Here is a 15,771-nt window from a genome sequence, read left to right as displayed (position 1 = left end):
AATATTTCCGCCAACTCTTTTATAACATTGTTTTCTGCCTACCTTTCTTTACACAACGATACTTACCAATCTCCGATTCGCCACGAGTACCTTCTTCGGCTCTTTGCCATCCAAAAACTTCTGAACGGCTTCACTCGCCAGCGCCGCGGACTTGATCTCATCCTCGGTCGCTTCGGCTGGGACAACGACTCTATCGCGCACCTTGCCGTTGATTTGAACAGGCAATTCAATGGAGTCTTCTTTCGTGGCAGCTTCATCAACGATGGGCCATGATTGTTGATGAACCGAATACGGCTTGCCCAAATACGCCCACAATTCTTCGGCGATGTGCGGTGTGGCGGGAGCCATCATCTTCAAATAGATTTCCTGGGCTTCCTTCCACTCATCACTGCCGGCCGCGCCTGCTTCACGCGCCTTGTACATTTCATTCATCAATTCCATCAGGGATGAAATGATCGTGTTGAATTCAAAATTCTCGAAGTCACGAGTCACTTTGCGCAGGGTCTGGTGAACCTTTCGGCGCAGATTCTTCTTCACTTCATCCGTTTTCGAGTCCGTTTCAATCCGTGAATCCGTGACAGAGTCCGTTGGAGAGTCGGTGAACAATGTCCACACACGCCTGATCCAGCGCACTGATCCCTCAATGCCTTGCGAATCCCACGGCGCACCCATTTCCCAGCGCGCAAAGAACATGATGTAAGCGCGCACACTGTCCGCGCCGTATTTGTTCACCAGCACGTCGGGGGCGATCACATTGCCCTTACTCTTCGACATCTTGTCGCCGTCTTCGCCCAGAACCATGCCTTGATTGCGTAATTGCAGCATCGGCTCATGACCTTCCACGATACCCGCGTCACGCAGCGCCTTATGGAAAAAGCGTGTGTACAACAAATGCATGGTGGCGTGTTCGATGCCGCCCGTGTACGTGTCAACAGGCATCCAATAGTTGTACTCGGCTTCATCGAATGGGCCCTGATCGTAATGCGGCGACAGATAGCGCAAGTGATACCATGACGAGCACATGAACGTGTCCATCGTATCGGTTTCGCGCGTGGCAGGTCCGTTACACACAGGGCAGGTTGTATTTTTCCAGGTCGGATGCAGCTTCAACGGGCTTTCACCAGTCGGCCGCCATTCCACATCCTCGGGCAACTCTACAGGCAGTTGGTCATCGGGCACAGGATTCCAACCGTGGATCTCACAATTGACCATCGGGATTGGCGCGCCCCAATAACGCTGACGGCTAATCAGCCAGTCGCGATAGCGATAGTTCACAGATTCCCTGCCAACACCATACTCACCCAGCCAATCCAGTGCAGCCGCGATGCTGGGGTTCTTTCTTCCTTTTTCTGTGTTGACCTTCGTCCCGTTCAACATGCCTGAGTTGACCATTACGCCTGATCCAACGAAAGCGGCAGTTAACTCCGCTCCATCCGCTTCACTCTGACCTTCGGGCTGGATCACGGGAATAATGGGCAATTCATACTTTCGGGCAAAAGCAAAATCGCGTTCGTCATGTGCAGGCACTGCCATGATCGCGCCTGTGCCGTAGGACATCATGACATAGTCCGCGATCCAGATCGGGATACGTGCCTGATTGACAGGGTTGATGGCATACGCCCCCTGTGAATACGCCTGTCTTTTCCTTGTCCACTGCGCCGCGTTGAATTTCGGTTTGGCGCGCGGCTTGTGCCTTGTATTCTTCGACCGCAGCTTTATTTTCTGGCGTGGTAATCTCACTCACCAACGGATGCTCTGGCGAGAATACCATGAAGGTCGCACCCCACAACGTGTCGGGGCGGGTGGTGAATATCTCCACATCATAATTGCCAATTTCAGTCTTGAATACGACGGACGCGCCTTCGCTGCGATCGATCCAATTCGTCTGCAGAGTCTTGACCGTCTGCGGCCAATCAATGCCATCGAAATTCAACAACTCATCGGCGTACTTGGTCGCCTTGAAGAACCACTGATCCAGATTCTTTTTAATAACAGGAGTACCACAGCGTTCGCAGTGACGGTCATCACCCCAAACCTGCTCGCGCGCCAAAGTCGTATTACATTTCGGGCACCAGTCCACAGCAGACATTTTGCGATAAGCCAATCCCTGTTTGTATAACTGAATGAAGAACCACTCTGTCCATTTGTAATATTCAGGTGAAGCCGATATGGCCTCACGCTCCCAATCGAACATTGCACCCATGGTCTTCATCTGTGTGCGCATACGATCGATGTTTTGGAAAGTACGCTTCATGGGGTGGATACCGTCTTTGATGGCCGCATTTTCTGCGGGCAGACCGAACGCGTCAAAGCCCATCGGGAACATTACGTTGTAACCCTTCATCCGCATGAAACGCGCGCGCGTATCCGGGGGGATCATCGAAAACCAGTGACCAATGTGCAGGTCACCGCTCGGGTAAGGCAGCATGGTCAACGCATAATGCTTCGGCTTGGAGATGTCGATCACCGAGCGATACAGCTTATCCGCTTCCCATTTATCCTGCCATTTCTTTTCGATAATTTGCGGCTGGTAAGATTTCTCCTGATGGGGTTTTTCCTCATGGGCGGGTATTTCTTTCACAGGCACGATCTCCTTTTTCTTTTTCTGAACAGGCACAATTGCTTTCACGGATTGTTGCGCGACCACGACAGCACTTGTCTTCGGCATGACAACTTGAATTGCCTTTTCCTTTGACACCGCCTTCTTTGAACTGGCAGAAGGTTTGGCAACTGATTTCTTAACCACAGATTTGACTACCTTTTTTACGGCTGTCTTCCTGACTGCGGATTTCACGGCTTTCTTTAAAACAGTTTTCTTCACTGCCACTTTCTTAACCGCAGGCTTTACTACGGATTTTTTTGAAGTTTCTTTTTTCTTTGTTGCGGCCATTCTTACCTCATTAAGTAGAATCTCTATTTCCAGTTTCGATGATCGGGTTTCCAATACACCTCGAATTTGATGATCATAAATAACAAAGGAGACATGGAAGCAAAGGTCCCTGCTTCCAGAAAATAAACTTAATTCGCTTGTTCATACATGCCTCCTTTTTTGGTTTTTTGGAGTCGTGGGGACTGCCCCACAGACACCGTCAGCGAGCTGACGGACTCCACATCTATTTAACCAGAGTCATCCATCCATGCGTATCAGGGATGGCTCCATTGATGATGCCAAAGAATTGATCTTGAATTCGTTTCGTGATCGGACCGCAAGAACCGTTCCCGATCTTGATCCGATCCACAGAGCGGATCGGTGTCACTTCCACGGCTGTGCCTGTGAAGAAGAGTTCATCCGCCACATACAACATCTCACGCGGGAAAGTCTCTTCACGGACTTCATATCCCATCTCGCGCGCCAGGGCAATAATGTAGCTGCGATTCACGCCCAATAAAATGGATGCGCCTACGGGCGGAGTATAGATCGCGCCGCGATACACAGCGAAGATATTCTCGCCGCTCCCCTCGCTGACATGACCATTCACATCAAGCGTGATGCCTTCCATGTAACCCAGGTCATTGGCTTCCATGGTCACAAACCCAGAGTTGACATAATTTCCGCCAGCCTTGGTCATACCTGCATGGGTATCGGGAGCCATGCGCCGCCAGCTGCTGACCATCACATCCACGCCATTCTCGAGTCCATCAGCGCCCATCAAAGAGCCAAAGTCGAAAGCCATGATGGCAAATTCAGTTTGTGCTTTGCGCGCATCCAGAGTGATCGTGCCTGTACCTTTGTAAGCCAGCGGGCGGATGTAACAGGCGTTCAATCCATTGCGGAGGACAGTTTCAATAATAGCGGAAGATATCTGATCCTGCGTATAAGGCAAATCCATGCGCAACACGCGGCACGAGTCGAACAGTCTCTGCACATGCGGATCAAGTCCTAAAATCGCTGGACCAGCTTTGGCCGCATATGATCGAAGCCCCTCGAACACACTCGATCCGTAGTGCAGGGCATGCGTTGTAATATGAACATTCGCATCGTCCCATTTTACAAATTGACCGTTATGCCAGATCCATTCCGTCTTCGGTATAGCCATGCGAGTCTCCAAAAAACAAAAATTCCTTCATCCACATCAGGGACGAAGGACGCTTTGCGCTCCGCGGTACCACCCAAATTACGTTAAATCAATTAACGCCACTTTGTTGCTATAACGGGCTTGCCCGTCATCAACTACTCGCGGATTAGCGCGTTTCACCGATGAAGTCCTCTTGCGAGAAACAGGCGAGTTCGGTCTGATTGCGCTCCCGATGGGCACTTTGCTGGGCTTGCACCTCACTTTCCCAACTCGCTGACGGGATGACCTACTACTCCTGCTGTGACTTTTTATTTCTTAATTTGTGGACCCAGAGGGATTCGAACCCTCGACCTTCTCAATGCCATTGAGACGCGCTCCCAACTGCGCTATGGGCCCATATAAAATTTTTCTGTAGCAGTGGACCTGAGGGGATTCGAACCCCTGGCCTCCTCAGTGCGATTGAGGCGCGCTCCCAACTGCGCTACAGGCCCTTTAATAAGGCGAAGCGTATTCTACCTGAGGCATTTCGGAATGTCAATGCAAACTCTGCACAAATAATCAAGTGATATTTGCCCTGCGCTGCTGAATCATTACCCGGGTTGGCACACAAACACATGAATCTCTTTCGGACCGTGCACTCCGATCGTAAGTGTCATTTCAATATCAGCGGTGCGGGATGGTCCCGTGATGAACACCGCTGCTTTTTTATCCTTGATCAGATCCATTGCATCAGTCATGGATGAAAGAATATCGGATGCCTTCAAAATCGCAATGTGGATCTCCGGAAGCAGTGATGCATGCAGCGGGCTCCCGAGTCCATCGGCGATCAACACCGACCCCGTATCTGCCAATCCGCAAACGGCATTCGTCACCCCGACAAGGATCTGCGAATCAGGCTCGTATGTAAACTCAATATCTGCTTTCAGCAAAAGAGACTCATCCAAAGTATTTGGTTCAAGATGGATCTTTTTAATTCCACGTGAATTAATAAATTCAATAACTTCACGGGTTGCATCTTTTGTTAAGGTAACATGTCCGCTTAGCGCGGTAAGCTCGCCAACGAATTGTTCCATTTTATTTCGGGGTGCGGGAGCAAGTTCCTGCATATTGATACTGTTTTCTTCATGCGCCTGAAATTTCTGCAGCTTGCCATGAGACTCCACAAAACTTTCCCGAAAAGTCTTCCCTGCAAAGCGCGGAAAATCCTTGCTGTAGCCCCAGCCAGTCCATGCAGGCAGACGAAGCCAGGGCGAGCGCGGGGAGAGTAGGTACGTTCCCAATGCAGAAGATTTTTGTGCAGCCACATACAGCTTCGGGTGAGTCGCGAGGCGGGCATATAGCTGCAGACCAATTCTGGTTGAGGAGGAAAGTCCAGCGCCACCCTCACCCTGTCCTGCGGACATCCCTCTCCCTGAAGGCGAGGGAGATTGTCCCGCCCTCACGCGGGTTAATAACTTTGGCAGGTCAATATCCACAGGACAGATATCTTTGCACGCGCCACATAACGAAGATGCCTGCGCGAGTTGAACATAATTCTCGCCGAGCAATCCAGGGGATATGACCGATCCAATTGGGCCTGGATAGGGCGCAATGGAATTATCCGAACCAATATATGCATGTCCGCCGAGTTCACGAAACACAGGGCAGGCGTTCAGACACGCGCCGCAACGGATGCAGTATAAAGATTCTTTGAGCGGGGAATTTCGCAGCCGCATACGTCCGTTATCGAGGATGATCAGATGGCGTATTTGATCTTTAAGAGGCTTGTTGAGCAGTTGGGTATAGACCGTCAATTTTTGCCCCGTTGCGGAACGCGGCAGAAGCGAAAGCATGAGCGCAAGATCATCAAGGTTTGGAACAAGGCGCTCCATTCCCATTAATGCAATATGCACGGGCGGAATGGTTGTGACCATGCGTCCATTACCTTCATTTGTGATGAGGCAGGTTGTGCCAGTTTCTGCCACGCCAAAGTTGACTCCACTGAAACCAATATCAGCAGTAAGGAAGATGTTGCGCAGGACTTTGCGCGCGGCAGCCGTGAGCGTAGGAATATCGGTAGTATATGGAATGCCAAGTTTTTCGTGAAAGAGTTTGCCTACCTGCTCTTTGCGCAAATGCGCGGCGGGCGTGATGATGTGACTGGGTCTTTCATGGCGAAGCTGAACGATATATTCGCCGAGGTCGGTTTCGATAACCTGAATGCCTTCTTTTTCAAGCGCATGATTTAATTCGATCTCTTCCGAGACCATGGATTTTGATTTGGCGATTAAGACTTTTTCACCACGAAGGTCACCAAGGGACACGAAGGGTTTATCTCCTCCTCTTTGTGCCCTTTGTGGTAAGGATTTTGAAATTTCTAAAATAATCTTAATCGCTTCCGCCGCATCTTTTGCACGATGCACAATCACACCGTGCTCTTCATTCTTTGCAATGAATTGCGCAAGATACTCATCGAGATTGTCGATCACATTCGCGCGGATGGTGCGCGTGCGCTGACGCCTCGCGCGCCAATCGGGGATGGAGGCGAATGCCGCGGCGCGTCCGTTCAGACGGCGTTCAGCATTATTGTCTAACGCGATCTGAAGAGTCTCGTCTTCAATTGATTGACGAATTCTTTGACGGAATGTGCCCATGATTTATCCTGTTGAACAACCTGTCTTGCATTTTCGTCGCCCCAGCGCCTGCGTTTTTCCAGCATACCTTCGGCGGTCTCCTGGCGGATCGTTCCGATCATGCGCATGGCTTCATCCCTTTCAACGCCCCTCCAGCGCAGGAGGCCATATGCGACTGTCCCAGTGCGGTGAATACCCGCAGAGCAATGGATAAGAAGCGAACCGCCTTCATCCAGTATCTGCGAAAGCTGGGGCATGGCTTGAATGAGACGGTCGTGCACTTCTCCTCTTGGATGGTCTCCGTTGGGGACTGGCAGCCAGATCCAGCTAAGTCCCGCATTCTTCGCCATGGTGCCATATGTTTCGGCGCGCTCACTTTCTTTGAGCAAAGTGACGATATGTGTACAACCGATCTTGCGCAGATGCGAAAAATCCACACCGCGCGGACGGTGGTTGAGGGCGATCCGTCCATTGCCCACTTTTACAAAATTGTATCTCGAATTTTCTTTCATCACTTCTTCACTGATGGTTCAACACTTCGGCGATATGCATCACACGTTGAGTTTTCTTCTGCCGATTCAATCCGCCCACGATGTGCATGAGACAGCCCGCATCGGTCACAACCAAAGTCGGTGACTGACTCGCTTCCAAGTTGCTGATCTTGCGCTTGAGCCATTCGGCGGATAATTCAGGGTGTTCAACAGACATGATGCCGCCAAAACCGCAGCATTCTTCGGCATGCGGAAGATCCACAAGCATTGCGCCTTGCACATTTGCCAGCAAGGCGCGCGGTTGTTTATCCACGTTGATCCCGCGCAGAGTGTGGCAGGATGGATGATAGGTTAACATCCCGCTCCATTTTGCGCCGACATTAGTGACGCCTAATTTGTCCACGAGATATTCTGTGAATTCATAAGTCCGTGCAGCCAGCGCTTTGGCGCGCGGATACCAGATCGGGTCACCTTCAAAAAGTTCAGCGTAATTATGCCTGAACATGTGCGCGCATGAACCTGACGGTGTAACGATATCCCCTTTGGTGTTCTCAAAAACTTTAATCGTGTGTTCCGCGATGGCGCGCGCGTCCTTGCGGAGTCCCGCGTTGAATTGGGGTTGTCCACAGCAGGTTTGCTCATGCGCGAAGCCCACGTCAATGCCAAGGCGCTGGAGAATGTCCACAACGGCCTGACCAGTTTTCGGGAAGAATGAATCGGTCAAACAGGTGATGAAGAGTTGGACTTGAGTCATAAACCCATTTTAATCCCAAAAGAGAAACATCACCTGATCCCTAAAATAAAAACTGCCCGACTCGTTATTGAATCGGGCAGTTGATGTTAATGTATGAAGATCGATGCTATCCGAATGAGATGCCCAGATCGCGGGCAGTCAGGACAATGTCTGAATCCATCGGCACCATTTTCATTTTTCCCATGGCTTCTTCAATGGGGACATACTTGACATGCGGCGGGTCGAGGGCAACCATGACGCCGCCATACCCCTCCTCCAACCCACGGATGGCCGCGGCTCCGAAACGCAAGGCTGTCAGACGGTCAAAGGAAGTGGGAGAGCCTCCACGCAACAGGTGGCCAAGAACAACCACACGCGTCTCTTTGCCGGAAATGGCATGAATCTCTGCCGCCACTTTTTCGCCGATACCACCCAGACGCTCAGCACGACCGGCTTCATGTTCAACTACTGTTAATGCGCCGCCTTTGGGCGAAGCTCCTTCAGCCACCACCACGATGGTAAATTTATTGCCGCGCATTTCGCGTTCCTTGATCTTTTCAATCACTTTGTGGATATCGTATGGGTGTTCGGGGATCAGGATCACGTCTGCCGAACCCGCCACACCTGAGTGCAAGGCGATCCAGCCGGCATAACGACCCATCACTTCAACGACCATGACCCGTCCGTGCGAAGCGGCAGTTGAATGCAGCCGGTCAAGCGCTTCCGTGGCAAAACCGACAGCGGTATCAAAACCAAAGGTGACTTCTGTCTTATCCAGATCATTGTCAATGGTTTTGGGCACTGAGATCAGGCGCAATCCTTTTTGGGCAAGGACACTCGCGATCGCCAGCGAACCATCCCCGCCGACCGTAATGAGCGCATCAATATGATGCAAACGGAATCCACGAACGATCTCGTCGCTGCGATCCACTTCCTCGATGGTTCCATCCGGACGCAACATCGGATATTTCAAAGGATTGTTGCGGTTGCTTGTTCCCAATATGGTTCCACCCAGATGAGTAATTCCGCTTACCCTTTCGCGCGTTAGTGGAATAAATCCTCCGTTGGGATATTCCTCGGGAGATAATATCCCGTGAAAACCGTCGAGGACTCCATACACATCCCAGCCGCGCGTATGTGCTGAAAGCGCCGCGGCGCGAATGACGGCATTCAAACCCGGGGCATCACCGCCGCCGGTACTGATCGCTATTTTCTTAATTGGTATATTTTTATAAGTGGCCATAAGGCTCTCCGTTTGAGTATTTTTCAAGGCTGGATTATAGTACTGAATTGGAATAAGTCTGTTAATAACCTGTCATCAATTTCATTGGGACTTTTAATAATTTTTTGGGACATTCGGCACGATGCATCCAAACCACAAGATCTCATTTTTTCAGAACCCGAATTCACGGCATCCAACCATTAAAATGCTGGTATGATTTGCCGCTATGGACTTCAAAACTAAACCCTCCCAAAAATTTGACCTTCCCAAGCGCCTCGCGCGCCTCGGCGAATTAGCCTACAACCTATGGTGGACATGGCACCCTGAAGCAGCACGCCTCTTTGGACGTCTTGATTATGATCTGTGGGGACGCCTCGGACACAACCCGATCCGTATGTTACAGGAGATCGGCAAGGAACGTTTGGCCCAGGTTGCCAAGGAAAAAGATTATCTGGCTTTGTATGATGCGCTCTTTGGAGATTTCGATTCATACTTCACCAATGAATCATGGGTTCAAAAAAGTCATCCTGAATTTAAGAATTCCATCGCGTATTTTTCAATGGAATTCGGACTGCACGAAACACTGCCCATTTATTCGGGCGGCCTCGGCGTGCTGGCGGGCGATCATCTAAAAGAATCATCAGATCTCGGGCTGCCCCTCGTGGCGGTCGGATTCATGTACGGTCAGGGATATTTTTCCCAACGAATCTCTGAAGACGGCTGGCAGGATGCCCTCAATAATCCGTTGACCTTTGAGCATCTGCCGGTCACACTGGTCACAAAAGATGACAAGCCTGTTACCATTCAGATCGAATTCCCCGATCGAAATATTACCGCGCAAATCTGGGAAGTCCGCGTGGGGCGCGTCCCGCTGTACTTGCTGGATTCAAACGTTGAAAGCAATAACGAATTTGACCGCCTGCTCACCGCGCGCCTTTACTGGTCTGACCTCGACCGCCGTGTCATGCAAGAAGTCTTGCTCGGCGTGGGCGGCGTGCGCGCCCTGCGGGCATTGGGATATGCGCCCGACGTCTGGCACATGAACGAGGGCCACGCGGCATTCCTGACCCTTGAACGGGTGCGTGAACTGGTGGCATCCGGCTCCACCTTTGCCAAAGCCGCCAAAAAGACGCTCGGACAAAATGTGTTCACAACGCATACCCCGGTCCCAGCCGGCAATGACGAATTCCCGCTCTGGCTGCTCGATAAGTATCTCGCCAAACTCTGGCCCGAACTTGGGCTGACCCGCGAAGAATTCGTGAACATCGCCAAGCATCAACAGCCCCATACTGAGACATTCTCCATGCCCATCCTCGCCTTGAAACTTTCAGGCGGAAGCAACGGCGTCTCAGAATTACACGGGGAAGTCTCACGCGAAATGTGGAAATTCCTCTGGCCCGACCGCAAAGAGAAGGATGTTCCGATCGAGCATGTCACAAACGGGGTGCATACTGCCAATTGGATGGCGCGCCGTTTGAACGTTCTATTTGAAAACTATCTGGGCGGCGACTGGTACGAACATTTGGATGAGCCCGCATTTTGGTCGAAACTGGATAATATTCCGGATTCTGAATTATGGGGCACCCGTTTGCACCTCAAACGCAAACTGGCCTTTTACATGCGCGAACGCGTCCGCGACCGTTGGGCGCACGGCGGATTCCATCCTGTGCAAGTGGTTTCCTCAGGTGTCTTGATCAACCCCTATGCATTGACGATCGGCTTTGCGCGCCGCTTCGCCACCTACAAACGCGCCAACCTGATCCTCTCTGATATTGACCGCCTGTTAGAGATCATCAACCGTCCGAACATGCCCGTGCAGATCATCTTCGCGGGTAAAGCGCATCCCGCCGATGAACCCGGCAAGCAGTTGATCCAAAAGGTGTATCGCACCGTCAAGAAAGCGGAAACGGGCGGACGATTGGTCTTCCTCGAAGATTATGATATGAATCTTGCGCGCTATCTCGTTCAGGGTGTGGATGTGTGGATGAACACACCGCGCCGTCCGATGGAAGCCAGTGGAACCTCGGGTATGAAAGCCGCCATTAATGGCGCGCTGAATTTCTCGGTGCTGGATGGCTGGTGGCGTGAAGCCTACAATGGTCACAACGGCTGGTCTATTGGCGAGGATAAAGAATACGAGTCGAATGAAATCCAGGATGCGGCTGATGGCGAAGACCTGTATCACACACTCGAACACAAGATCATTCCCATGTACTATAACCGCGACCCGAAGGAAATTTCACACGAATGGATCGCAATGATGAAAGACACGATGAAGACCTGCATCCCGCAATATTCCACGCGCCGCATGGTCAAGGAATACGCGGAAAGATTCTACGCCCCCGCGTTGAAGAAGTAATAATATTGTAGGGGCGGGGTAACCCCGCCCCTACAATTACATGAATGGAAAATTATGTTCCCCGAAATCACAGTCACCGAGCTCGGTGAAAAACTAAAGTCAGATGAAAAATTTATTTTGTTGGATGTGCGTGAACTGTCAGAGTTGGAATATGCCAAAGTAACAGACAGCAGGCTCGAGGTCACGCCAATGAGCCGTTTGTCCCGCGAAGGTGTTGCCGCTTTATCTGAATCAGCCCGCTCGCAGGAAATTCCCGTCTATGTGATGTGTCATCATGGCAGCCGCAGTGTGCAGGTGACCATGTGGCTCGCCCAGCAGGGATTTAAAAATGTGATCAACGTCAGCGGGGGAATTGACGCCTACGCACGCAATGTGGATTCTTCGATCGGGTTTTATTAAACAATTGTAGGGGCGCAGCAATGCTGCGCCCCTACGTCATTTAAACCAGATTGCCATCCTTGCGGATGGCAATCGTGGGGCGCTGTGGCAATTCTTCGTTAGTTCACGGAGAGGGATGCCACAGCGCTGGGTTTACTACTACTATTCATAAGTGACATCACCTCCTCCATTTCGTAAAATGGCTGATAAATTGTTTGCCCCCCACCGATAATGAAAGTATGTCACAAAATAAATCGGATGTCAATAGGCGGAATTGATATTCTCATGAAATTGTAAGAATTTTTTTTGGATGTTTTATGATACCTTTTGAGAGTCTCCGCCAGACCTTCAGGGCTATCCTTGTCGAAATTCAATCAGGAGAAATACATGAAAACCAATCCCACAAAACTCTGGATCATTGTCTTCGCGCTCGGATGGCTGTTCGATTTTCTATTCTGGAATCAGGCGCCTGGCATTAACTTTGCCATTTTCACAAGTATGTGTTTGACAGCCGCCTTCTATTTCTTACTGAGCGATGGTCTGCGCCCGAACCGCACCAGCCTGATCCTGCTCCCGTTATTTGGCTTTTTCACCGCTGTGACATTCATCCGCGCCGAGTCGATGACATCTTTTCTTGCCTATGTATTCACACTGTTAATGATGATCCTGCTCGCCGTCAGTTATCTGGGCGGACGCTGGTATCTGTACACGATGGTGGATTACGTTGGTAAATTCATGCAGCTGGCAGGCAGTGTATTGGTGCGTCCGATCGGTTTTACGAATGATATTCGTAAAGCGCAATTGGAAGCGGGTATTCAACCTGCAAAGCGCAACATCTGGCCCGTGGTGCGTGGAATTATCATCGCCCTGCCGATCATCGCCATCTTTGCCTCATTGCTCGCTTCTGCAGACGCCATTTTCAGCCAGAGGCTGACCGATGTCATTGAATGGTTCAACATTGAAAATCTGCCTGAGTTGATCTTCCGTCTTGTTTACATCGTCGTCATTGGATATGGGATCGCGGGGGTGATACTGCATGCCTCCACAGAATCAAAGGATGAAAAACTTGCCAGTGAAGGCAAACCTTTCATTCCTCCATTCCTGGGTTATGTCGAAGCGACCATTGTGCTGGGCAGCGTGGTCGCGCTCTTCCTGACATTCGTGGTGATCCAATTCCAGTATTTCTTCGGCGGCACGACCAACATTCACATTGACGGATTTACCTACGCCGAATACGCGCGCCGCGGTTTCGGCGAACTGGTCACCGTGGCATTCTTTGCACTGCTCCTGTTCCTGACCTTTAGCGCCATCACCAAACGCGACACCGAAACCCAGCGCAAAATTTTCTCAGGGCTGGGAGTCACGCTGGTCGCTCTCCTGCTGGTCATGCTCCTTTCGGCGTACCAGCGCCTCGGTTTGTATGAAGCGGCGTACGGCTTCTCGCGCCTGCGCACGTACACGCACGTCTTTCTCATCTGGATCGGGCTGCTTTTGATCGCGACCATTGTTCTTGAAATCCTGCGCAAGGAAAACTTTTTCACATTTGCCATGCTGATCGCATCGCTGGGATTCGCGATATCCCTGCCCATCCTGAACGTGGACGCGTTCATCGTGAATCAAAATGTCCAACGCGAGATCCGCGCACAAAAAAATAACACCGTCGATCTGGATGCTCAATATTTTCTGGATCTATCTGACGATGCGGTTCCGCCCATGGTGAAAGCGTATCAGACTCCGTCCCTGCCTGTTCCTGTTCGAGAAAAAATTGGCGCAGCCCTGGCATGTATCCAATACACGCGCGAAACTGAAGATCGCGAATATTCATGGCAGTCCTTCCAATTTTCTCGCTACAATGCAGACAAAGCGCTGGCTTTGGTAAAGAAAGACCTGAAGGGTTATGCTGTGGACGATAGCGAATTCCCAAACATGGTCACCACTCCGGCGGGTGAAGAATTTTCCTGCTCGCCGTATTATATTGATTAACTAAATGTCGTTGCGAGGGCGTTCTTTCTCTTTGCCCGAAGCAACCTCCTGATTAAGTTGGAGATTGCTTCGTCGCTTCGCTTCTCGCAATGACATGACAATTGATGTAAGAACCTGCCACCATTGAATGTCTATCCACTGTTCACTACGCACAACACACTTCTCACAAAGGACTGACAATGGATTTCAAACTGACCATCTTCTCCGATTACATATGACCGTGGTGCTATGTCGGCCAGGGTGTGGTTGACTTACTGAAAGCTGAACACAATGTGGATGTGGAATGGCGTCCGTATTACTTGCGCCCCGATACTCCACCCGAAGGCATGGAATTGCCTGATTACATCCTGCGCGCGCGTGCCAACGGCGCAGATGAACGTCTGAAAAGCATGGCAAAGACCCACGGCATGGAGTTCAATTCTCCAGATCGTATCTACAATACTCGCATTGCCCACGAAGCGACTGAATACGCCCGCGAGTACAGCAAGGGCAATGAGTTCCATCATGTGGTTTTTCGAAAAGTCTACGCGGAGGCTTTGGATATCAGCCAATGGGATGTGCTCCGCTCCGCCGCCGAGGAAGTCGGCCTGGATGCGGACGACATGCAAACTGTCGTGGATGGCGGCAGGTACACCGCTCATGTGGCTGAGCAGGTTCAGCAGGCGCAGCAGATCGGCGTAACGGGCGTTCCAACCTATGTGATCAATGATCGTTATGCGATCGTCGGCGCTCAGCCGTATGAGGCCTTCAAGAACGCGCTGGCACAGATCGCGGCGATGAAAGATGGATAATTCATTAACAGATCTCCGAAGTTTCTAGATTTTTAGGTCATACTTTCAAGGCAGGCTTTACGGCTTGCCTTGTTTGTTTTTAACGACAAACGACCGTTAACGAAATGCCCAAGAAAAAGTATACTGGCGATAAAATAAGAGTTCACTATATAAGTTAACAGGGAAATTCGATGGAAGATTACTATCTAATCTTGGGAGTGGAACCACAGGCCAAACCTGACGCAATTCAGGAACGGTTTAGATTCCTGGCGCAGGCATTTCATCCTGATAAATACTCCAGCCCAAAACAAAAACAATTTGCAGAGGAAGAATTCAAGAAAATAAATAACGCATATCAAATCCTATCAAACCCCCGCAAGCGCGCTGACTACGATCTGCAAAGAAGCCGGCCTGCAAATCACTCAAGAACGAATGCAAATGATGTAAACGAAAAAGCCGAAGAAACGATACGTCAACATGCGCGGGAAGAACAGAAGAGAAAAGCTGAAGAAGCAGCGCGCCAACCCATCCAGGAAGAACAAAAGATAAAGGTCGAAAAAACGGCGTATCGGCCTACACAGGAAGAACTGAACAAGTTGATGAGCACAAGTCCAATCGACCTGAGAGACCTTGACCTGAAAGGATATAACTTGAGCAAGGCAGATCTGATTGGCGCGAACCTGAACGGCAGTGAGTTGTGTGACGCCGACTTAAGCGATGCAAACCTCAGCCAGGCTGATCTGGGCGGAGCCGACCTGAGCGGGACGATTTACAATAAAAAAACGATCTGGCCTGATGGGTTTGATCAAAAGAAAGCTGGAGCAACCCTTAAGATATCAATATCTGACCAGGAACTTGGTCAGATATTGCATTCCAGAATGAAAAGCCTGCGAGGTCTCTACCTGCGTAACGCCTCCCTGACCGGCGCAGACCTGAGCAAAGGCAATCTCAGTAAGGCTTTTTTGCGCGAAGCGGACCTGAGTAACGCCAACCTAAACGGTGCCGATTTGTGGGATGCAACCTTGAGAGACGCCAACCTGAGAGGAGCAGACCTGAGAGGAACCAATCTTGGAGAAGCGAACCTGGCAGGCGCCATCTTCGATAAAAACACAAAACTGCCAGACGGATTTGATCCCATTGCGGCAGGGGCGATACTTAGAGAATAGACTTCGAAAACGGGTGTGGATTCATATCATTGTGAAAGGAC

General features: G+C 50.6%; 9 protein-coding genes, 2 tRNA genes and 2 pseudogenes. 5 read left to right on the top strand and 8 right to left on the bottom strand.

Features of this window, described 5'->3' with window-relative positions; all coding sequences use genetic code 11:
* Nucleotides 1-48: 48 nt before the first annotated feature.
* The 8 genes and pseudogenes from leuS to IPL17_RS13540 form a co-directional block, all read right to left on the bottom strand.
* A pseudogene (gene leuS / locus IPL17_RS13575) lies at nt 49-2,572 on the bottom strand (leucine--tRNA ligase).
* 541 nt (nt 2,573-3,113) lie between these two features.
* Nucleotides 3,114-4,037, bottom strand: coding sequence for a branched-chain amino acid transaminase (locus tag IPL17_RS13570; RefSeq protein ID WP_345307617.1), 924 nt, complete (start codon nt 4,035-4,037; stop codon nt 3,114-3,116).
* 302 nt (nt 4,038-4,339) lie between these two features.
* A tRNA-Ala gene (locus IPL17_RS13565) sits at nt 4,340-4,412 on the bottom strand.
* Nucleotides 4,413-4,434: 22 nt separating this feature from the next.
* Nucleotides 4,435-4,507 (bottom strand) — tRNA-Ala (locus IPL17_RS13560).
* A 99-nt stretch (nt 4,508-4,606) separates the two neighbouring features.
* Complete coding sequence (locus tag IPL17_RS13555) at nt 4,607-6,649, bottom strand: LUD domain-containing protein (RefSeq protein WP_345307616.1); 2,043 nt, start codon at nt 6,647-6,649, stop codon at nt 4,607-4,609.
* Nucleotides 6,586-7,140: a dual specificity protein phosphatase family protein gene (locus tag IPL17_RS13550; protein WP_345307615.1), complete on the bottom strand. Its 555-nt coding sequence runs from the start codon at nt 7,138-7,140 to the stop codon at nt 6,586-6,588. Before IPL17_RS13550 ends, IPL17_RS13555 begins: the two co-directional genes overlap by 64 nt.
* Nucleotides 7,141-7,147: 7 nt before the next feature.
* Nucleotides 7,148-7,873, bottom strand: coding sequence for a (Fe-S)-binding protein (locus IPL17_RS13545; RefSeq protein WP_345307614.1), 726 nt, complete (start codon nt 7,871-7,873; stop codon nt 7,148-7,150).
* A 106-nt stretch (nt 7,874-7,979) separates the two neighbouring features.
* The gene (locus tag IPL17_RS13540; protein ID WP_345307613.1) at nt 7,980-9,095 is read right to left on the bottom strand and encodes an ATP-dependent 6-phosphofructokinase; all 1,116 of its coding nucleotides are present in this window, start codon (nt 9,093-9,095) and stop codon (nt 7,980-7,982) included.
* A 205-nt stretch (nt 9,096-9,300) separates the two neighbouring features.
* Between IPL17_RS13540 and glgP the strand changes: the two genes are divergently transcribed.
* From glgP to IPL17_RS13515, 5 genes and pseudogenes are all read left to right on the top strand, one after another.
* Nucleotides 9,301-11,433 (top strand): alpha-glucan family phosphorylase, encoded by a 2,133-nt coding sequence (glgP, locus tag IPL17_RS13535; RefSeq protein ID WP_345307612.1) that lies wholly within the window; start codon nt 9,301-9,303, stop codon nt 11,431-11,433.
* A gap of 54 nt (nt 11,434-11,487) precedes the next feature.
* The gene (locus IPL17_RS13530) at nt 11,488-11,832 is read left to right on the top strand and encodes a rhodanese-like domain-containing protein (RefSeq protein WP_345307611.1); all 345 of its coding nucleotides are present in this window, start codon (nt 11,488-11,490) and stop codon (nt 11,830-11,832) included.
* Between the two features lie 366 nt (nt 11,833-12,198).
* Entirely contained in the window at nt 12,199-13,794 is a 1,596-nt protein-coding gene (locus tag IPL17_RS13525; RefSeq protein ID WP_345307610.1) for a DUF4173 domain-containing protein, read from the top strand.
* A gap of 230 nt (nt 13,795-14,024) precedes the next feature.
* A pseudogene (locus IPL17_RS13520) lies at nt 14,025-14,585 on the top strand (DsbA family oxidoreductase); the annotation flags it as partial.
* A gap of 170 nt (nt 14,586-14,755) precedes the next feature.
* A complete protein-coding gene (locus IPL17_RS13515; RefSeq protein ID WP_345307609.1) occupies nt 14,756-15,730 on the top strand; it encodes a pentapeptide repeat-containing protein in 975 nt (324 codons plus the stop codon).
* Nucleotides 15,731-15,771 lie beyond the last annotated feature (41 nt).

The sequence above is a fragment of the Candidatus Villigracilis saccharophilus genome (genome assembly GCF_016711665.1).
This window is presented reverse-complemented; position numbering and strand designations above follow the sequence as displayed.